The following is a 21,642-nucleotide window of genomic DNA, read 5'->3' as shown; positions in this document are numbered from 1 at the left end:
GAACCAGTGTTGAACCAGTGTTAAAGTTGGTCTTATCAATCTATGAACGAAGTCACTCCTTGCTTAGTCTGATTGAAACAAAAGTTAGATTATAATTTAGAAGTATATAAAATTTGACTTTAGGGGTAATTTCATCATCTTTATTTAGCAAACTACTTACACCTTACTTTAAAAATGTCACAGTTCAATCCAAAATTCGATGAGTATAATGCAAAATCAGCAGATTTTGCAAAGCCTATTATGGAATATTTACGCCAAATAATCCATGAAACATGCCCGGATGTTGAGGAAATAATTAAATGGGGCATTCCACATTTCGATTACCATGGCGATATGATGTGCATCTTTGCTGCCTACAAAAATCACTGCTCATTCAGCATTTGGAAAGCAGCATTAATAACTAACCCAAAACTGAAAGAAAACATCAAGCCTGAGCAAACAATGGGAAATATGGATAAAATCAAATCCCTGTCAGATTTGCCGGACAAAGAAACATTGATAGCTTATGTAACAGAGGCGATGGCTTTAAATGAAAACGGAATAAAAATAGTAAAACCGAAAGCTGAGAAGCCCAAAGTAATTCAAGTACCAGATTATTTTAGTGAAATCCTAGAAGGAGCACCATTGGTTAAAGCAATTTTTGAAAGCAAATCTCCTTCATTTCGGAAAGACTATTTAGTTTGGATAATCGATGCAAAAACAGACGCAACTCGTCAAACCAGAATAGAACAAGCCTTAGAATGGATAGCTGAAGGCAAAGGCAGGTTTTGGAAATATAATAAATAATCCAAGTCCTATGTATTGTCTGGTTCTACCTTTTTTGCCTTAGTCCATAATATGTAAATTAATCTAAAATCTAATGATATCTGTATCCGGAGGCATATGTCCGAGTAAGCGGCACATCGTCATAATTTGCCCTTTGTGATGAAACTCATGCGTTAATACATGGGTAAAGATCTGCAGAGAAGTAGCCTCAATCTTTTTGCCTGAAATTATTCCGATGATCAATTGGTTTGGGTCATCGCCAAATTCCTCAATATAAGTTGAAATGAGTTGGTCCACTTTTTCAAATAGGGTTCTGAGAACCTGTATTGAAGAATTGGGTTGATCTTGATAAGTGTCAATGTTAAGTTTTAGGGAGAAATTACCGATCCAATGGTAATATACTCCTGCAATATGCAGTAACATTTTGTCTGGAGAGAAGCCATTAAATTGGTTCAATGGGCTAAATACTTCCTCCTTTAGTTGGGTTTCTAAAAAATCAAGTACAACCGCCCTGGAACTTTTTACCAGGACATATTGTTGTTTTAGTAATTCTTTAGCCAAAATTGATGTCATGGAAATAAAATTACGATTTTTTAGTAATTTAGATACTTTCGGGCATATATGAAGATACTTTGGAAATACCTTAAGCCGCATCGTACGCTTGTTTTTCTTTCTTTAGTACTAGCTGCTGTAGCTCAGCTACTGAGCTTGGTTGATCCAGTGATATTTGGAAAGATCATAGATGAGTACGCTACCAATAAGAACCACTTACCCGAAAATGAACTGATAAATGGCATTTTATATTGGTTATTAATAGCACTTGGCATTGCTGTGGTGGCTAAACTATGCAAAGCTGCGCAGGATTACATCACGCGTAAAGCTGTGGCACGCTTTGGCATGAATATATTCAATGATGGGCTAAAGCAAACCTTACGTCTCTCATTTCAGGAATTTGAAGAGAGTAGAAGCGGAACTACACTCTCTGTTCTGCAAAAGGTGAAAACTGATGCAGAGCGTTTTATCAACTCATTTATCAATGTTTTGTTTTCATCACTTGTAGGGGTTGGCTTTTTAATATGGTATAGCATCAACAAGAACTGGCTTTTGGTTCCGGTTTTCTTTGTAGGAATTGTGTTGCTTGGCTCGCTTACAGGGTTAGTATCTAAACGGATAAAAGGAATTCAAAGATCCATAAACAGGCAAACAGATAGTCAGGCAGGAGTTATAACCGAAAGTTTGCGCAATATTGAACTGGTTAAAAGTCTTGGGCTAACATTTCCTGAGATCAGGCGTCTTAATGAACAAACATTAAAAATATTTGAGCTGGAAATGCAAAAAGCCCGCAAGGTAAGTTTCTTGTCTTTTTTGCAGGGGAATATGTTAAACCTATTAAAGCAATCTATTCTCTTCATCCTTTTGTGGCTTATCTTTAGGAAAGTACTGACCACTGGAGAGCTTATTGCCATGCAATTTATTTCTACAGCTATATTTACGCCATTGCAGGATCTGGGCAATATGATTGTGCTTTATAGAGAGGCAGATGCATCTTTAAAGAGTTTCGACAGGCTGATGAATAAACCCGTAGAGCAACGGCCAGAAAATTCAATTGAGATTGGTAAACTCGAAAATCTGCAGTTTGATAATGTTGTATTCCGCCATAAAACAGCGGGCTATAATGCCATCGACGGCATCTCTTTTAAGATTAAAAGGGGGGAGACCATAGCCTTTGTGGGCCCATCGGGGTCAGGTAAGTCGACCCTGGTTAAGTTACTTGTTGGATTGTATGTTCCTGTTGCCGGGAGCATTTGTTTTAATGATGTACCATCAACCCAGGTACAATATAATCCGCTTAGAAGGCAAATAGGCTTTGTAACACAGGATACACAGCTGTATGCAGGTTCTATTAAAGATAACCTGCTATTTGTTAATCCTACAGCTACGGATGCAGATATTAATGATGCATTGGAAAAAGCCTCTGCATCTGGGTTGGTTGCCAGAGCTTCTCATGGGTTAAATACGATCCTCGGAGAAAGTGGTATGAAGCTATCAGGTGGTGAAAAGCAAAGACTATCGATTGCCAGGGCCTTGTTGCGCCAACCTCAATTACTGATTTTTGATGAAGCCACTTCAGCATTAGATTCGCTGACTGAGGAAGAAATCACGACCACGATTAGGGAAATATCAGATAGCAGACAGCAAATGACCATATTGATTGCGCACCGTCTTTCTACCATCATGCACGCAGACGTTATATATGTACTTGAAAAGGGAATTATTTCGGAAGCCGGTACTCATGACGAACTATTAGAGCAAAGAGGACTTTATTATTCCATGTGGCGGCAACAAGTTGGTGAGCGACGGGAAAATCCGAGCTCAGCAAACGTATAATAATTAAAAGTATCACAGAAAATTAAAAGAAGATAAAAATGCTGATTGAACCAAATATACGGTTAAGCCGGATTCTTAGAAATACATGGCAGGTAGACATTATTATGATTATCTCCTGCACAGCAGCCTACCTGGTGAGGACAGTTTTAATCAGACATCATTTTGAAATTCCCTCTATCATTCCTGCTGTTTTAGGTACAGCAATTGCTTTTTTTGTGGGTTTTAATAACAATCAGGCATATGACAGATGGTGGGAAGCCCGAAAAATATGGGGAGGTTTGGTAAACGATTCCCGGTCATGGGCAAGAAGTATAATTTGCTATATTTCACAGGGTAAAGTCGACGATCAACAATATGCGGCACTAAAAAAGAAATTGGTATACAGGCAAATTGCATTTTTATATGCGTTGAAAGCCAAGCTTAGAGATGCTGTAGATGAGACCTATAAGCAGTACCTTGAGCCGCATGATATGGAGGAAGTAAAGTTGCATAGTAATGTTGCCAATGCTATTCTGATGCAGCAATCCAGAGCATTACAAGAATTGGAAAAAGACGGTATGATAAATGGCTTCCGTTTTATTGAGATGAACCAGTTGCTGGTCAAATTTTCTGACGAGATGGGTATGAGTGAACGCATTAAGAATACCATATATCCTACGGCTTATATTTATTTCACCAAAGCATTTATATGGCTTTTTGTGGTGTCGCTTACCTTGGTTATAAGTCCTTTTGCAGGAGTATGGTCTATATTTTTAGGATGGTTGGTGGGTTTTGTTTATGTATCTACTCAGATCAATGGAATGAGCCTGATGAATCCTTTTGATAACAATTCTGCAGCTGTTCCATTAAATCAAATTACACGTACTATAGAGATCAATCTACTGGAAATGCTTGGAGAAACAAATATACCTGAACCTGTAAAGCCGATTAATAATGAGTATGTACTTTAAGATGCTGAATAAAACTTTCTATAGCCGACAGGACTTCTGTTTCAAATGTTTCTTGTCTTCTTCTGCTTTTCTTGTTACTACCAAATGATTGGCTTATGGTGTAGCTATTGCCATATTTATTCTGTTTTTTTGATAGCGCATAATGCAACAAGCAATCTTCTTCTACACGTAGTATGAAAGCCTCATCAAAAGTTATGATCTGGCGCGTATACAAGCCAGGGATTTTGCAGTAGATATTTCTTGTAGTCTGATCAAATATGTAGGTCAAGTTAAAGTGAAATAAAAAATCGTACAATGCAGTAAATCCACATAACAAGCCTATTGCAAATATTCCCCATTTGGTTTCATAATTCAAATTAAGTGTGGGTATTACAATAAATATTATCAAAGCAACAACGGTAAAAAGGATAACTTTCCATTTATAATCTCGTTTGGGTTGAAAACTTAATCGACCACCTTCTGTTTTTAGGTTATAATCTGACATATGTTTAATCTTGTTTAAGGTTTTTTAATGTTCCATTAGGTTCGAAATCAATCGAATAGCGTTCTCGGGTTCCATTTATTGTTCCGGGGAACCAGCGTATGCGCCCATCCCATACAGACAGGTATATATATGTTGTTGGTTTAGCTCCTTCTACCTGTGATACCTTTTGATTGTACGTTTGCAATACTGTTAGGGCAGAGGAAAAGTTGATTTGGTTTATTGGCACCAACCGACGTTCTATATTGCTGGAAGTTGTTTGTATAGGCTTTGGGGCCGACCATTTACCATTTTCGTATTCATAAGCATCTACATATTTTGGATTTTCGGGATGTAGCAACATTAACCTGATTCGTCCATTGCCATCAAAGTGAACAGACTGATAGATCTGTATTTCTTTGCCGGAATACTGAGGTAGGTTTACAAGTTCCCTTTCTGCCTCTTCCAGTTCTGCTTCAGTAAAAAAAGCTTTCTTGCTTTTTGTTTTAGGTTGGGGTATAGGGTAAGTATTGACCTTTTGCGGCATGTTAATGCTTTTCAAAAACTCATTCACTTTTTCCTGAATCTCCTTACTGTTGTTTCCTGTTTTGTTTTTTTGCAGTTTTTCCAGATCCTTAAATAACGTTTTGGTTTTTTCATGCACATCCTCAGTATTCAAAGTATCGCCATTTACAATTACTTCAGATTTTTGGATATGCTGAGTGCTAGTAGTAGTGCCGGCTGTCGGGTGTTTCTGTGCCTGGCGTTTTAAGGCGGTATCACTGGGTTTAAAAGTATCGCTTACACTTTTAGTAATTTGTTTACAGCCTGTTTGCAGCAACATACCGAGAACTAATAAACGCAGAATGACATTTAAGGTTTTCATATCGCTATACTTAATTCATTTATATCACTAGCAAAGGCAACCTGTTTTGGATCTTCTTTAAGATAAAAAATAGCCACTTCCTTTTGCCTGGTGCTATCCAGATCTAACAGGTCTACTATTTTTTTTATGCTAACGCCATGACGTTGATTTTGATGGTCTGTAAATTCAAGGACAAACTCAACCATGGGCTGCTCATTTATGTACGTTCCTGTTTGGGTGGCTTTGAGTAATCTTGCTGTTGCAGGCAGCCCTTTGTATTTTATTAAAAAGTCCTTTTTAGGATTTTGATTGGCAAATTTGGACATCAATCGTCCAAGGATACTGATATTGCCAAACAAAAGCAGTAGGGCGCAAACCAACAGTGGATGATAAAAAGCCATAAACCGCCAGCCCATGCCCTCACTTTCTGTTTGATAAGTAAAACAATAATAACCTGTTATCAATGCTGCAACAATAATCCAGGCAATATGAAGCATTATAAATAACTTCATTTTAATGCTTACCTCGAAACTAGAGAGAACGATGTACGGATAATCACTAGGGTTTTGATCTATCACTAATTCAACGCTTTTCCCTTCCTGAAACCTGCGTTCATAAGATCTGAGGTCATTTACCGTTAGTTTTTCTTCTATTTGAGCGCCAACCAGATTTTTAAAAGATAGGTTGAGCTCATAAGTGCTGTAGCTGACCTTTGGATTTGATTTGTCGACACTTGTAAGGATTTTGGCCTCTCGCTTTACGCCATTATTTTTAAGCTGCTCTATTTTTCGTTTTATAAAGAGGGTTTGCAATACCCACTTGTGGTAATAACCCGCCAAAACAATAATCCAGATAATAATGGATAAAACTACCAGGCCTATAGCTACCCAGGGATTTCTTGCTGCTAAGTCTGGTGGATAACTGTCGCTTTTGATGTTGTAGTATAGAATCATGGGAAAAGGTATCGCATAAAATAATGCAAACAGTTTCCAAAATATAAAGAAGCCCTTGCCCATAATACTTTCAGTTTTATTAATCAGGTAAACCCATTATGATATACAGTTCATCATTTAATTTTTGTAATGGTTTTGCCGAGAAAAAACACTGGCGCAGAAAAATGTTTTTTGTTTTCCTGTTTTTTTGCATAACCAAAATGCCCGATACGCCCACAGTGATAAAAAGACTTTTAAGTTTGGAGACCAAAAAATGGTCGAAATCATCGAAACTGTAGGTGGTAGGGGCGCTAAAGAAGAATGCTTTATGATAAATCTTACGGTCTACCATATCAAAGCTTATTTCGGCAGTGCTTCGCAATATGCCCAATATCCCAATAACAGCCAGAAACACAGCGAATACTGCAGCACCTTTGGTGGTAGCGTATATGAGGTTAAGTATCATTATGGCAAAAATTATAGCTGCCATGGCATAAAAAAAGCCTTTTTGCACTTTTAGATGATAAGTGCTGCCTTCTTTTTCGAAATATTTAAATGTTTGCATCATCATTTTTTAGATTTAATATCAACCAACAAAGGCAAATTTGTTTTCAAATAATTTACCAATCAGAGGCAAAGGCTTTAGGGCACCATTAGCCGCATTGATAATCCCAATAATCCACAATACCAAAAAAACAAAGCCAAATACACCTATAAAAGATAATGCAGGTATTACCATGGCTACTATGTTTAAAGCGAGGCTAAAAATAATGTTCACAAGGGCCAGGCCTAATGCTTGTCGTAAATGATATTTAAGCATAGAATCTGCATTGTCTTTTCCCTTTAGATAGGCTWCAAGCCAACCAATAATGGTGATGTAGGATACAATAGATAGTGTTTTATTGTTCATCTTGATAGAATTTTGGTGTAAAATTGTTAGATGTAAAATTGCAGCCTTAACCATGCTTTATCCAAATTCTGCTATACTACAAAACGCCTACACTCAACTGGGATGAACGTCTACAATATGTCTACATAAAAAAATACATAATTGATTTATATTAATTTTACTTTATGAATTATTTAAGGCAAGTATTGTTTTTTGCATTTGCATGTTCGTTCTCCTATACTACCAAGGCCCAGCCTGCGCTATTTACACGTTTGGCAGAATCTCATCGAATCAATGAAAATTATCAGGCGGGGATTGCTGAGGGGAGGCATGCCGTAAGTGCTGCCTTAAAGCTTAAGGATTTTACTGAGGCAACAAAAGCCTATGTTGTACTTGCCAATATTTACGCCAATATGCAGGAGTTTTCATTGCTAAAAAAAGCAAGTGATTCGGCCATGCTTACCGCACAACAGGTTCGTAACCCTATAGCAAAGGCCTATGGTTATTATGCTCAGGCCTTTTTATACAAGACTATTGACAATGCTGAATTGTCTATGAAATATGGACAGATGGCCCTTAAGGAATTGGGAAAAACTACCGACCACTATATTAAGGCCAAAATATATTACCTGTTATATGCTTTAAATACCCGTTGGGACAATGTGCCCAATATAAATCGTTATGCCAGGCTGGCTACAGAAAATGCCCTGCTCACTAAAGATTATAACCTCCTTGGGAACTGTTATACTGCTTTATCCATATCTGCAGATTACAATTACAATGCTTCAAAAAGTACCGCACAACAGGATAGTATCCTCTATTTTTTAAAAAGGGTTGAGGAATTATACCAGCAGCATCCAAAAGAAATAGCTCCAAAAACCTATGGTATTGCCTGTATTAATATTGCCGATTATTATTTGAAGAATTTTTCAGAAGCTGATAATGAGGCAAAAGCAAGTGCTATTCAATATGCAAATAAAGCTCAGGAGGTAATGAAAGATGCACCCAATGGCGAAGAAATTATAGCAAGTGGACTGGGAATCCTGAGTGAGTTTGCCAGACGTGAGAAAAACTATCCGATGGCCGAGACTTATCTGATGCAGGCTTACAGCATGATGCAAGCCCAGGAAATCCCCTATTATTATACCCTGGTAAATGTTGTACGATCACTTTCATTATTATATGAACAGATGGGTAATGATGCTATTGCATTAAAATTTCAAAAGAAAGTAACAGAATACAACGGTAAACTCTTTGACCAAAAACAGGCGCTAAACGCGCAAAAGCTGGAAATACAGTACGAAGCNGAAAAAAAAAACAATGAAGTGATCTTGCTAAGGCAAAAAGAAAGGTACAATGACATGCAACGATATCTATATATGGGTATTATCGCTGCTTCTTTACTGGGCCTCATTTTTATGTTTCGTTCTTATCACTTCCGCTTGCGTTATTCTTTGCAACGCGAAAGGCAATTGCATTTGGAAAAACAGGAGGCAGAACTGCAAACAAAGTTGGATAAGGAGGAACAGTTGCGGTTAAAGGCAGAACAGCAATTGCTGGAAACCCAGCAGCAGCAACTACAAAAAGAAATGATGGCCAATGTGCTGCAATTGGAGCATAAAAGAGAAGTGTTTTCGCAGATCAAAGAAAAGTTAAGTGATAACCATGAACTGAATATTAACAGAATATGGAATGAAGAGTTGTTGTTGGACAATGATTTTAATGAAGCAAAGCTCCATATTCAACAGGTGCATCCAGATTTTTTTAATCTGCTGAACGAAAAAGCGCAGCAAAAACTTACGTCATTGGATCTGAAGCTTTGCGCTTACCTTCATTTGCAGATGGACACAAAAAAAATTGCCAGTATCATGCATATAGAACCTAAGAGTGTGCGCATGAGCCGCTATCGGATTAAGCAAAAACTAGGGCTGGGAAAAGACGATGACCTCAATGTTTTTTTACAGAAACTAGGATAATTTTCCTTCAAAATAATTGTATTTTTTTAGTTACTTTTAGCGGCTGTGCCAGATATTTAATGCCCTGGAAGCTGACTTTAATAATGGGGAATTATTCAAAACATACTGATGAAGAACTGGCTTTGTTGTTGAAACAAGCCGGCCCCGAGATTTTTAAAGAGATTTATGACAGGTACTGGGATAGGCTCCTTAACGCAGCTCATAAAAGAGTTAGAAATACCGAAATTTGCGAAGAAATTGTTCAGGATGTTTTTACAAAACTTTGGGCAAACAGAAGCTCGTTGGTATTTACAGCCGGTATTGGTAATTACCTGTTTACTGCAGTTAGATACAATGTGATAGATCATTACCGGAAACATGCTGTAAGAGAAAGTTTTATTAGTTCGGAACAAGCTTATGTAAAACTTGACAACTCTACTGAAGAGTATGTTTTTCTTAATGACCTGAAAAAACATATCGATACAATGATTGCCAGACTGCCTGTTAAATGCCGCTCCGTATATCAGCTAAGTAGAATTGAGTTTAAAACGAATAAAGAAATCGCATCTGAGCTTAATATTTCAGAAAAGACGGTTGAGGGGCATCTCACAAAAGCACTCCAGAGTTTACGGGTTACAATTACAGAACTTATGCCGGTTTTACTGGTTGGATTATCTCAGCTATTCAAATTTTATCTTTAGTCATCTCCTTTAATACATTCGTCATCTCGACAATAGGAGAGATCTCTTGACCATGAAGTAGCCACGATGCAAATTCACAGAACCAAGAGATCTCTCCTATTGTCGAGATGACGGCATGGAAGAGAATGATGGGCGAAGAAAATAACGGAGAAAATAAATTTAGATTTCCTGCAAGGGTTATGCTGTTCTTATACGACATGCTATTAAATAACCAATAGAGTTTAACGAAGTATGGACAATTTACAGCTTTCCAAATTATTGGAAAATTATATCAATGGCAATTGCACGCCCGAAGAGGTTTCAATGGTAAATCATTGGTATGATCAATATCAGGATAGTCCTAATTTTGTTCAGGATTTATCAGAAGAAAACCAAAGGCTGTTAAAAAACAAGATTTTTTTAAACATTATAGCATCTGCTGATGAAACAGATAGCACAATTGTACCACTAAAATCAACGCCAAAAATTGGTATGCGATGGTTAAAATATGCCGCGGCAATAATTCTGGTACTTTCTGTTACACTCCTTATCTTGAATAACCAGAAATTGGGAAATAAAGAAAATCAGGCAGCCAGTCAGCAAGTTCACCTTGTAAACAAAACCGACTTTATTATCAAAAGAATATTACCTGATCAAAGTGTTGTTTATTTAAGTCCGGGGGCCAGTTTAACTTATCCTTTAGCATTTAAAAAGAACTCCAGAGATGTGGTTATGGAAGGAGATTGCTTCTTTGAGATCACTAAAAACCCGGATCAGCCTTTTATAATCAATAGCGACCATATTGTCACTAAGGTATGGGGCACCAGTTTTAGGGTTTCTGATCATAAAAATAGTGCATCGGCTAGTGTAATAGTAGTAACCGGTAAAGTTTCTGTAAGTAAAAAAAGCACTGGCATCACTGATGCTAAATCAGCTGATGAGGTGTTTTTATTACCTAAGGAAAGTATTGTTTTTAAAGGGAACAAAAAGGATGTTCTTTATAAAAACAAACAGACAGATATGTCGTCTCTAACAATCTGGAACCACGTTGATTTGTCATTTAATGATAAAAACCTCTCGGAAATAGTACAGGTACTTAGCAAGGAATTTAATACTACTATAAAAGTTCAGGATGAAGAGCTTAATAAAGTAGTGATGAATGCAGATTTAACCGACCTGAATTTGCCAGATGTATTGGAAGTACTTAAAGCTTCATTAAATCTGGAATACCATATTGACAATGATACAATTGTTGTTACAAAAAAGAATTAACCAAATAACCAATAAATAAACCTTCAAACCAAACCATATGAAACAGATTTTACAAACATAATTCCATAAGCTTCTTTAGTAAGTACAAGAGTGCTCGAACACTCCTGTACCTGGCTTTTAAAGCCCCTTTTGTGACATCAATAAAATTGGTGAAGGGACCTCAATTAATTATATTTTTTCAAATACAACTTACTAAAATTATGAAATTTTATTTACATCATAAGCTTTTCTGGTGCAAAATCATGAGAATAACACTAAGTCAAATATTGGTATTGATACTGTTTACCAGCATCACCTATTCTAAGTCTACTCTGGCACAGGAGGCTTTGAATAAAAAAATAAGTTTAACCGTGGTGGATAAAACGCTGACAGAAGTTTTGAAGACCCTGGCTGCAGCTAATAAAGTTCAGTTTATTTATAACCAGGATGTTATTCATTCCAGTAATAAAATATCACTGAAGTTTGATAACATTGAACTCAAAACTGTACTTGATAACTTGCTGAGCAAGTATTCTATACACTATCAGGTATATAAAAACAAGATCATTCTGATTGATGGTGAGCGGTTGGATACCAAAGTTCAAGGCAGCAAAGCCATTACTGTTACCGGTAAAGTTGTTGACGAGACCAATTTACCATTGATTGGTGTTAGTGTTACCATTAAAGGAACAAAAATTGGAACAATTACAGATATAGACGGAAAGTTTAAGATCTCGGCTGATAATGCAAATGATATTTTAGTTTTTAAATATATTGGATACATTACTTACGAAACTCCTGTTAATGGAACACAGCCTATAACTATTCAGCTAAAACCGGAAGATAAATCATTAAGTGAAGTCGTTGTAGTGGGTTATGGTAAGAGCTCCAGAAAAGCACTGATCAGCTCAATATCTTCCGTTAAAGGTGATGAACTGAATAAAGGAGCCATCAGTGATGTGGGCCAGATGCTGCAAGGTAAGGTACCGGGACTGAACATTAGCCGCAGTGGCGATCCAAACCGCAATGCAGCTATTGTTATGCGTGGAGCTTCTACGTTGCGTGAGGGTGCGCAATCGCCACTATTTGTGATAGATGGTGTACCAGGTGCGGATATTTCATTACTTGCACCGGATGACATTGCCTCGATCGACGTTTTGAAAGATGCTGCCGCTGCTGCCATTTATGGTAACAGGGCTGCAAACGGGGTGATTATGGTAACTACAAAGCGGGGCACCGCAGGTCAAACCCAATTGGCCTACAGCACTTATTTTGGTGTTGAGAATGTATCTAACCAGTACGAGATGATGGATGCTGAGCAATTGAAGGCTTTCCTGGCCAGAAATAATTCTGCGCTAACACCTGCCAATGATCAGGGTGCCAACACCAGCTGGCAAAATGAAGTACAACGCAAGGATGCGATTTCTTATAATCATAACCTTTCTTTAAGTGGTGGAACAGAAAAAACTACATACAATGCCAGCATTAACTATTTCAAACAACAAGGTATTGTAAGGACAAGTGATCTGGGCCGTTTCATTGGCCGTATAGGTCTTGAACAAAAAGCCCTGAATGATAAATTAAAGATCGGGCTAAATCTGAGTAATTCAATTAGCGACGCCGACCTGGTTCCTTATCGTAATACAGTTCTTTCTCAGATGCTTACCTATTTACCTACCTCACCGGTTAAAAATCCTGATGGCACTTATTTCGATAACCTGATCCAAACCAGTTATTACAATCCGGTTTCCATGCTGGAGAATGCAACTGAGAACCTGAAAACTAAAAATATATTAGGGACCTTTACTGTAAATCTCAAATTGCCTTTTGGTTTCACCTATGATGTTGCGGCTTCTTATCAGAATACCCAAACTGTATATGGTGCTTTTTACAACAGTATTTACACGTCGAGATACAATAACGTAAGGAACACGCCCGACCCTCCGGCAAATCCTTCCTTTGTTTCACTGGTAGGTAAAGATGGTTTAGCCTTGAGAAACGCTTATCAGAATACCAATAAGATCGTTGAAACTTACCTGACCTGGAACAAAAAGTTTGGTGATCATGACATCAATGCAGTAGTGGGCTATTCTTATCAGCAATCATTGAACAACGATGGTTTACAGACTTCCTCAACAAATTTTCCGATTAATCAGGTTAGCTATTACAATCTGAGCTTGGGTAACCCTTATGCAATCACAGATTTCCGTGTTAATTATGGCCCGGAATACCTTTATCAGGAAATTCTATTAATTTCTGACTTTGCGAGAGTAAACTACAATTACAAAAATAAGTATTTACTGCAAGGATCTATTCGTAGGGATGGATCGAACGTATTTGGCAAAAACGAAAAATGGGGTTACTTTCCTTCTGTAGGTGCCGGTTGGAACATCGATCAGGAAAATTTCTTAAAAAATCAAAGTCTGATCAGCACATTGAAATTACGTGGAAGTTATGGTATTGCTGGTAATTCGCTAGGTTTTGCCCCACTGACTACAAAATTGATCTATGGTGCGGTGGGACAGTTTTATTACAACGGATCTCCTAGAGAAGGGGCCTATGGTGCTATTCAAAATGAGAATCCAAATCTGCGTTGGGAAAAAACAGCTACTGCAAATATTGGTATGGACTTCAGCATCTTTAAAGGAAGATTAGGCGGTTCGGTAGATTTTTATGATAAAAGGACTACGGACCTGATCATTGGTTTTGATGTAGATCAGAACCTCTACCCATCAGGTCAGCTAACAGCCAACGTAGGTAAATTAAGCAATAAAGGGGTTGAGATTGTTCTGAATGGTACACCGGTAAGTAATGACAATTTCAGTTGGACTACAGGAATCAACCTTGCTCACAACGTCAACAAAGTACTTACACTTTCTGATAGCCAATTTAAAATCGACGATAGGCTTATCTTTCAACCTGACGGTGGAGGACAAAGCGGGGCAACATTACAGATTCTATCTCCCGGACAGCCAATAGGAACGTTCTTTACCTTCAAATATGCAGGTAAAGATGCCAATGGAGTTTCTCAATATTACGATGCAGCAGGAAATATCAAAACACAGGGCTTACTGAATAAAACTGATTATTACGTAATTGGTAATGCACAACCTAAGGCTTTGATTGGTTGGACCAACAATGTAAGGTATAAGAACTTTGATCTGAGTGTTTTCGTAAGGGCAGTATTGGGCAATAAGATCATGAATGTAACCAGAGCTGATCTATTCCGTCCTAACACTGCTCAATTTACCAACATACCTGTTGAAGTAGAAAATGAGTCTACAGCAGATTTTAACTCTTACAGGTATTCTTCGCGCTTTCTGGAGAATGGCAGCTATCTGAGATTGGACAATGCAACTTTGGGCTACACCTTTAAGAAAAACATTATTCCCGGGGTTGGTTCGTTGCGTCTTTACACTACTGCCAACAATCTATTTGTGATTACCGGATATAAAGGTATCGACCCCGAGATCAATCAGGGCGGTTTGGCACCAGGTGTAGATACCAATAACTTTTATCCAAAGACCAGAACCTTTCTTTTTGGTTTAAATGTATCATTTAATTAAAATCTTAAGAAGATGAAAAATCTTATAAACATAGCAACCGGAGTAATTTTATCACTAACAATACTTACGTCCTGCCATAAACTGGATCTGGAGGTAAAAACCCAGTTAACTCCTGAAACCTTCCCCCAAACAGATCAACATTTTATACAATTAACCGGACAGGTATACGTCCAGTTGCGTCAGGGCATCACCACCGATTATTTTTTCATGCAATCGCTAAGTACTGATGAATCCATAATGCCTGCAAGAGGAGGTAACTGGTATGATGGTGGCAGGTATGAACAACATCATAAACATACCTGGGATCCTGACAATGGACATGTGAGCAGTGGCTGGGGGTGGCTGTCAAGTGTAATCAGCAAGGCCAATCAAAGCTTGTTCTTACTTAAGGATGCACCGGAATCTGCCGCTAAAACTACAGCTTTAGCGGAAGTTAGAGCCACACGTGCATTGGCCTTTTTCATGATGATGGATCTATGGGGCAACATCCCTATCGTTACAACCTTTGGTGAGACTACATCTCCTGAGACAAAATCCAGAACAGAGGTTTTTAACTTCATCGAGACTGAGCTCAAAGAAGTTTTACCAAACCTGAGTTCAGTTGTAGGAGCTGCTACTTATGGCCGTCCTACCAAATACACCGCTAATGCAATATTGGCTAAGATGTACTTGAATGCAGAGGTATATACCGGAACACAGCGCTATAACGATGCCGTAGCTCAGTGTGATGCCATTATTACCGCAACTGGAAATCCATTCGCTTTAGAATCAGACTATAAAAAGATGTTCTTTATAGATAATGGACCTCAAATTAAAGAGTTTATTTTCGCTTTACCCTTTGATCCAGGGTTCTCAAATGGTTATCTCTTCTTCGCAAGATATTCCTTACCTCGCTCGTTACAAGCAAAGTTTAGCTTGAAGCATACGCCAAGTGCACCTATGAGTACGCTACCTGAATACTATGCAAATTTCGATGATCCTAATGATAAGCGAAATACGCAATGGATAAAAGGATTGCAATCCTTGTTCTCGGGAGCGCCTGTTAATGTATCCACCACAAAGAAAGGATACGATCAGTTCTATACCGGATCTGATGGTGCTACTCCGATCACTTATCAGGTAGACATTACTCCAAACGTTACTTTACGTGATGCTTCTAGACCTTTCGATGCGGGTAATGATGAAATCGCCTGGAACATGGGCTATCGCAATAATAAATTCTATTGCGACAGTACTTCGTCCAACAGGAATCAAAATAATGATTTTCCAATGTTTAGGTATTCCGATATTTTATTGATGAAAGCAGAAGCCATATTGCGTGGAGCAACTCCTACACAGGGCCAAACGGCTTTATCACTGGTGAATCAGGTGCGAGCAGTACGTACGACCTCGGCAGCCTGGGGCTCCGTTACTCTTGAAGACCTCTATAAAGAGCGTTGCAGGGAATTTGCCTGGGAGTGCTGGCACCGTAATGATATGATCCGTTTTGGAAAGTATGAAGGGACATGGGGTTTTAAAACAAACAATGATGTACGAAGACGTTTGATGCCTATACCCGCTAGTGCCAGGGTACTCAATCCCAAACTTGTACAAAATCCGGGATACAATTAAAGCGGTTTTTATACAATCACTACTTGGTTATACTGAGACCTAAGCATTAAAAATACAAAGAAGCTTCGTCATCTCGACGCTAGGAGAGATCTCTTGGTTATGCCAGTTCAAGAGATCTCTCCTAGCGTCGAGATGACGATAGTTTTAAAGATGACGACAAACTATGAATGAACTAAAAAAATATACACTTGTTTTAAACATCCTTTTAACCTGCTTTTTGCCCTTGATTTCTAAGGGCAAAAACTTAAAAGGTATAGTTAAAGAATATAATATTGTTTCCTACGGTGCAAAAGGAGATGGCCACACCGATGATGCTTTGGCTATTCAAAAGGCTATTGATGCCTGTTCCGCTGCAGGTGGCGGTAGGGTAGTTATACCATCAGGAAAAACCTATTTGTCGGGGCCATTTAAGCTTAAGTCTTTTGTAGATTTTTATATAGAAACCAATGCTAAAATATTGGCAAATCCTGATGAGAAAGTATATACCGAAAGTGCATTTCGTGAAAATAAAGGCGAAGGAACCATATGGATTGGTGACGAGAAACTGGTTAATGTTACCATCCATGGAGCTGGTACTATTGATGGCAATGGTATCTCTTTTATGGGCGCTGAATTGGAAGATTCTTATGTGTTAAAACCCTTTAATATTGTTGATCCCAGGCCACATATCCTTACCATTATTGGAGGCAAGAACATCAGGATAAGTGACCTTACTATTCAAAATTCAGCGTATTGGACGGTTCATTTAATTGGCTGTGACGACGTTGTGATAGATAATATCACACTGTTGAACAGTTTAAAAGTAAGGAATAGTGATGGGATAGATCTTGATCACAGTAAAAATGTAAGGATCAGTAATTGTTACATAGAATCTGGTGATGATTGTATCTGTTTAAAAAACCGGCGGGAGTATGAAGAATTCGGTGCTTGCGAAAATATCACTGTTACCAATTGCACCATGAGCTCCCGTTCGTGTGCCATTAAAATAGGCTCTGAAAACATGGATAAGATCAATAATGTAGTGATTAATAATTGTGTTATTAGCAAAAGCAATAGAGGAATTGGTATTCAAAACCGGGATGAAGGAACAGTTTCCAATGTGATATTTTCAAATATAATTATTGATTCTCATTTGTTTTCTGATGTATGGTGGGGCAAGGCCGAACCAATCTACGTAACTGCTTATCCACGGGCAAAAGGCAATAACAAAGATGCAGGCTGGCGTTTCCCAAAGGGACAGACTGAAGGGAAAGTGGGGGCGGTAACGGCCATCTATTTTAATAATATTAAGTGTGTCAGCGAGAATGGCATTTATGTGGGCGCTGAATCGCCTGATAAAGTATCCGGAGTTATTTTTGATGGGGTTGATGTATTCATCAATAAAACCACCACATTACCAGGAGGGGTTTACGATCGTCGGCCGAGCAATATTGAGGGACTTTTGAAAGCCAGAACATCAGCTTTTTACCTTGATAAGGCAAGTCAGATTACCTTAAGGAATTGCGCGGTAACCTGGGGTAAAAACAGGCCTGACTATTTTGCGCATGTATTAGAAAGTAACGGGGTTGTCGAATTAAAAACGATTAATCTGGAAGGGGAGTCTGCGTTCCCTGCTAAAATTGAAGCAATCAAGAAACAATGAAAAGTATAATCAGATCGTTTTTTATTAGCTTTAAAAACAATACGTAGTTTAATTATGAGAAGTGTCCCCTTTATTTTTCTTTTTGGTTTGGGTGGTTTGTTGCTGTTTAGCCGTGGTTTATCCTTAAAAGCGCAAGATGTGGTACAATATGTGCAGCCTCTTGCTGGTACAGCTGCCAGCACAACCAGCGCAGCGTTAAAGCACGGTAGCGGAACCGAATTAAATGCCAATACCATCCCAGCCGTGGGCCTCCCTTTTGGGATGACCCAGTTCAGTCCCGAAACGCGTAAGTCAGAAACCAAATGTCTTCCCCCGTATCTTTATAAAGACAGTGTACTTACCGGTATTAGGGCTACACATTGGCTTAGCGGTTCCTGTACACAGGATTACGGAAGCTTTACTATTATGCCGATGATGGGGAGTTTAAAAACCAAACCAGAACGATATGGTGCAGCATTTTCTCATGAGCAGGAAATCACCAGTCCAAATTACTATAAAGTAAGCTTACCTGAATATCAATTGGATGTAGAGCTTACAGCAACGCTTCGTTCGTCGATGATGCAGTTTACAGCACATCGTGCAGATAGCCTATATTTGCTGATCATGCCTAACAGCGATCAGGGAAAAGGATTTGTTAAGATCGATAAAGAAAATGGAGTGGTGTGGGGTTATAATCCTGTTCATCGCATTTACCAGGGTTGGGGCGAACCTTCGGGGTTCAACGGTTTCTTCTATCTGAAAGTGGAAAAGGCAATAGCCAGCCATGGAACGTTTAGTTCTAAAGGTGTATTTGCTATAGATTCTATTAGTAAGCAAAAAGATATTGGTGGCTATCTGGGATTTAAAGTAAATAAAGGAGAGGTACTAAGGGTTCGGGTAGGCACTTCTTTTAGTAGCCTGGAAGGAGCACGGAAAAACCTGGAGCAAGAGGTTCCCAATTGGGACTTTTCAGCCCTAACCACAAAAAACAAACAAGTTTGGCAACAGGCCCTGAACCAGGTGGAAGTAGAAACATCAGTGGTTAAAGACAAGCGTATATTTTATACTGCATTTTATCACAGTATGCAGCACCCGCGCTTATTTAATGATGTGGATGGTACTTATCCCATGTTTTCAGGTAACTATCAGTTAGAAAAACTAAAAAAAGGTAATTATTATGATGATTTTTCCATGTGGGACATTTACCGGGCACAATTACCTTTATTTGAGTTATTGAAGCCAGATTTGATCAATGACGCGGTTCAGTCTATGATCCTGAAAGGGAGTCAGGGGGGGTGGTTGCCTATTTTTCCATGCTGGAACAGTTATACTGCAGCAATGATTGGTGATCACGGAACAGCTTTTATTGCCTCTGCTTACACAAAGGGAATCCGTAACTACGATGTGAATGAGGCCTATCGATTGATGCGACAAAATGCGTTTGACAGTCCATCGCGACCAGACTACATAAACGGCAAAGGAAGACGAGCATTGGATACTTATTTGAAATATGGCTACATTCCAATGGAAGACAGTGTGCCTGAGGCTTTTCATAAAAAGGAACAGGTTAGCAGAACTTTGGAATATGCCTATGACGATTATGCTTTGGCCATGGTGGCAAAGGGCTTAAATAAAACTGCTGATTATACCACATTGATGAGCAGGAGTAAAAATTATCGAAATGTTTTTGATGTAAACGTGAACATGATGCGTGGCAGGTATATTAATAAAAGCTGGTATGAGCCTTTTAAAGGAAATGCTAAAGAGCCTTACATTACAGAAGGTACGCCACAACAGTATACTTTTTATGTACCACATGATGTACGGGGGCTGGCCGGATTGATGGGAGGCAGAGCCAAGCTGGAGCAATCATTAGATACACTTTTTAATGGCGGAGAGTATTGGCATGGAAATGAACCAGGGCACCAGATTCCTTTTTTATATAATTACACTGGTTCGCCATGGAAAACGCAGCTCAGGGTAAAAGAAATTCTGGCCAATGAGTATAGTGATGGACCTGGAGGTTTGAGTGGTAACGACGATGCCGGACAAATGTCTGCCTGGTATGTGTTTGCTGCTCTGGGATTTTACCCTGTAGATCCCGTTTCGAACAATTATTTGCTTACCACTCCTTTATTTGACCGCATTACGATAAGTCTCCCTGATGCAAAAAAACTGACCATTGTAACACACAAGCAATCTAAAAACTCAGCTTATATTTCAGCCGTAAGGTGGGATAAGAAAGCTTATACCAAAAATTACCTCAGTCATGAAAGGTTGAAAAATGGAGGCCTTATTGAAGTTACTTTAACAGATAAACCTAATAAAAAGTGGGCTACAGGTTTGACTGATCAACCCTTGGTAAAGAAATAAATAATTGCATGATTTCGGCAACGATTGCATAAATTTTTATTGCTTACATTAGGTAAAAGGGCATTAAACTTCTTAATATCGTATTGAAATACGCCCTTTTAACCAAGTACACTYWWTRWWARKWWYATYARWYAARRTMMYTTYRMYAAKKCYTNNWTTSTTYWASYWWYCNMTGWMGCTTCATTTGGGCAGAAAGTTGTTAAAACTGATCATGTCAAATTAAAACTAATTACAGACGGGCTTTCACATCCAACAGCAATGGCTGTTACTAAAAAAGAACCGAATTTGCTTTTTGTTTGTGAACAGGAGGGGCGTATACGTATTATAGAGAATGGAAAGCTAATTCAAACCCCTTTTCTTGACATCTCAAAGGAAGTAATAAAAAATGAAGGCTACGATGAACGTGGATTACTTGGCCTGGCATTTCATCCTGATTATGCCATCAATGGTAAATTCTATATATACTGCAGTGCTCCTTCAGAAAAAGGCAAAGGAACAGATCACCAGTCTGAGATAAGAGAATATACGGTATCTAAAAATAATAACAAGATTGCCGATAAGACGAAAATGCGTAAGGTACTGGTTGTTGATCAGCCAGAATCCAATCATAATGGTGGGTGTTTGCAGTTTGGAGCAGATGGATTTCTTTATATCTCTCTTGGTGACGGCGGTGGCCAGAATGACATGCATGGTGAGTATGGGAATGCACAGAATTTAACCAACCTGCTTGGGAAAATTAGCCGGATTGGTGTAAATAAGATCCCATACGGGATTCCTGCCGATAATCCATTTGTAAATACTGCTAATGTACGCCCTGAAATTTATGCTTATGGATTTAGAAACCCATGGCGTTTCAGCTTTGATCGTAAAACTAATGAGCTTTTTGCTGGTGAGGTAGGTCAGGATAAATATGAGGAAGTAGATCTGGTTACAAAAGGGGGAAACTACGGGTGGCGTGCTTTTGAAGGTGTTCATTCCTACAGACCAGCAGATCCACAGCCTAAAGAACATATTTTGCCAATTGCTGAATATCCTCATACTGAAGGCATAAGTATTACAGGTGGATATGTTTACCGTGGTAAGGCAATTCCATCTTTAAATGGTAAATATGTTTTTGGCGATTTCATGGGGCCGGTTTGGAACCTTTCCAAAGGTTCAAACAACAAATGGGTAAGAACAAAGATGTCAATTTCCAGAGATCCCGGATACTGGCATATCTACAGTTTTGGCGAAGACCTTAAAGGTGATATCTATATGCTTACCGTTTTACTGGAAAGCGAAAAGGGTGTGTTGTATAAAATGGTTCCATAATCTTTCAATTTGWCANMYCMTGMWM

Annotated in this window: 15 protein-coding genes and 1 pseudogene; 10 read left to right on the top strand and 6 right to left on the bottom strand. The window is 38.6% G+C overall.

What is annotated here, in order from left to right; genetic code table 11:
* Positions 1 to 174 precede the first annotated feature (174 nt).
* Complete coding sequence (locus tag N824_RS00275; protein ID WP_048903141.1) at positions 175 to 786, top strand: DUF1801 domain-containing protein; 612 nt, start codon at positions 175 to 177, stop codon at positions 784 to 786.
* A gap of 63 nt (positions 787 to 849) precedes the next feature.
* Here N824_RS00275 and N824_RS00270 read toward each other — a convergent pair whose 3' ends face one another.
* Positions 850 to 1,338, bottom strand: coding sequence for a DinB family protein (locus tag N824_RS00270; protein ID WP_048903140.1), 489 nt, complete (start codon positions 1,336 to 1,338; stop codon positions 850 to 852).
* 48 nt (positions 1,339 to 1,386) lie between these two features.
* On the opposite strand from N824_RS00270, the gene N824_RS00265 reads away from it, so the two are divergent.
* Together N824_RS00265 and N824_RS00260 are read left to right on the top strand one after the other, a co-directional pair.
* Positions 1,387 to 3,153 (top strand): ABC transporter ATP-binding protein, encoded by a 1,767-nt coding sequence (locus N824_RS00265; protein WP_048903139.1) that lies wholly within the window; start codon positions 1,387 to 1,389, stop codon positions 3,151 to 3,153.
* 38 nt (positions 3,154 to 3,191) lie between these two features.
* A complete protein-coding gene (locus N824_RS00260; protein ID WP_048903138.1) occupies positions 3,192 to 4,103 on the top strand; it encodes a bestrophin family protein in 912 nt (303 codons plus the stop codon).
* Here N824_RS00260 and N824_RS00255 read toward each other — a convergent pair.
* Genes N824_RS00255 through N824_RS00235 form a run of 5 tightly spaced genes read right to left on the bottom strand, consistent with a single transcriptional unit; the run spans position 4,081 to position 7,270 of the window.
* Entirely contained in the window at positions 4,081 to 4,587 is a 507-nt protein-coding gene (locus N824_RS00255) for a hypothetical protein (RefSeq protein ID WP_048903137.1), read from the bottom strand. The genes N824_RS00260 and N824_RS00255 overlap by 23 nt on opposite strands.
* A gap of 4 nt (positions 4,588 to 4,591) precedes the next feature.
* Entirely contained in the window at positions 4,592 to 5,449 is an 858-nt protein-coding gene (locus tag N824_RS00250) for a hypothetical protein (protein WP_048903136.1), read from the bottom strand.
* Positions 5,446 to 6,444, bottom strand: a complete 999-nt coding sequence (locus tag N824_RS00245; protein ID WP_048903135.1) for a hypothetical protein — start codon at positions 6,442 to 6,444, stop codon at positions 5,446 to 5,448. The genes N824_RS00250 and N824_RS00245 overlap by 4 nt, the downstream gene beginning before the upstream one ends.
* 16 nt (positions 6,445 to 6,460) lie before the next feature.
* Positions 6,461 to 6,931: a hypothetical protein gene (locus tag N824_RS00240; RefSeq protein WP_048903134.1), complete on the bottom strand. Its 471-nt coding sequence runs from the start codon at positions 6,929 to 6,931 to the stop codon at positions 6,461 to 6,463.
* A gap of 15 nt (positions 6,932 to 6,946) precedes the next feature.
* Entirely contained in the window at positions 6,947 to 7,270 is a 324-nt protein-coding gene (locus N824_RS00235; protein WP_048903323.1) for an import component protein, read from the bottom strand.
* A 2,038-nt stretch (positions 7,271 to 9,308) separates the two neighbouring features.
* Here N824_RS00235 and N824_RS00225 point away from each other — a divergent pair.
* The 7 genes and pseudogenes from N824_RS00225 to N824_RS00190 all read left to right on the top strand — a co-directional run bounded on the left by N824_RS00225 (position 9,309) and on the right by N824_RS00190 (position 21,617).
* Entirely contained in the window at positions 9,309 to 9,905 is a 597-nt protein-coding gene (locus N824_RS00225; protein ID WP_161662233.1) for an RNA polymerase sigma-70 factor, read from the top strand.
* A 231-nt stretch (positions 9,906 to 10,136) separates the two neighbouring features.
* The gene (locus tag N824_RS00215; RefSeq protein WP_048903131.1) at positions 10,137 to 11,156 is read left to right on the top strand and encodes a FecR family protein; all 1,020 of its coding nucleotides are present in this window, start codon (positions 10,137 to 10,139) and stop codon (positions 11,154 to 11,156) included.
* 242 nt (positions 11,157 to 11,398) lie between these two features.
* Positions 11,399 to 14,701, top strand: a complete 3,303-nt coding sequence (locus N824_RS00210) for a TonB-dependent receptor (protein ID WP_084498129.1) — start codon at positions 11,399 to 11,401, stop codon at positions 14,699 to 14,701.
* 12 nt (positions 14,702 to 14,713) lie between these two features.
* The gene (locus tag N824_RS00205) at positions 14,714 to 16,312 is read left to right on the top strand and encodes a RagB/SusD family nutrient uptake outer membrane protein (protein WP_048903130.1); all 1,599 of its coding nucleotides are present in this window, start codon (positions 14,714 to 14,716) and stop codon (positions 16,310 to 16,312) included.
* A 163-nt stretch (positions 16,313 to 16,475) separates the two neighbouring features.
* Positions 16,476 to 17,954 carry a glycoside hydrolase family 28 protein gene (locus N824_RS00200; RefSeq protein ID WP_048903129.1) on the top strand — a complete coding sequence of 493 codons (1,479 nt, stop codon included), beginning with the start codon at positions 16,476 to 16,478 and terminating at the stop codon, positions 17,952 to 17,954.
* 54 nt (positions 17,955 to 18,008) lie between these two features.
* Complete coding sequence (locus N824_RS00195) at positions 18,009 to 20,306, top strand: GH92 family glycosyl hydrolase (protein WP_052334022.1); 2,298 nt, start codon at positions 18,009 to 18,011, stop codon at positions 20,304 to 20,306.
* Between the two features lie 126 nt (positions 20,307 to 20,432).
* Positions 20,433 to 21,617 (top strand): annotated as a pseudogene (locus N824_RS00190) (sorbosone dehydrogenase family protein).
* Positions 21,618 to 21,642: the final 25 nt, after the last annotated feature.

It is taken from the genome of Pedobacter sp. V48 (genome assembly GCF_000523515.1).
GTDB lineage: Bacteria > Bacteroidota > Bacteroidia > Sphingobacteriales > Sphingobacteriaceae > Pedobacter.
This window is presented reverse-complemented; position numbering and strand designations above follow the sequence as displayed.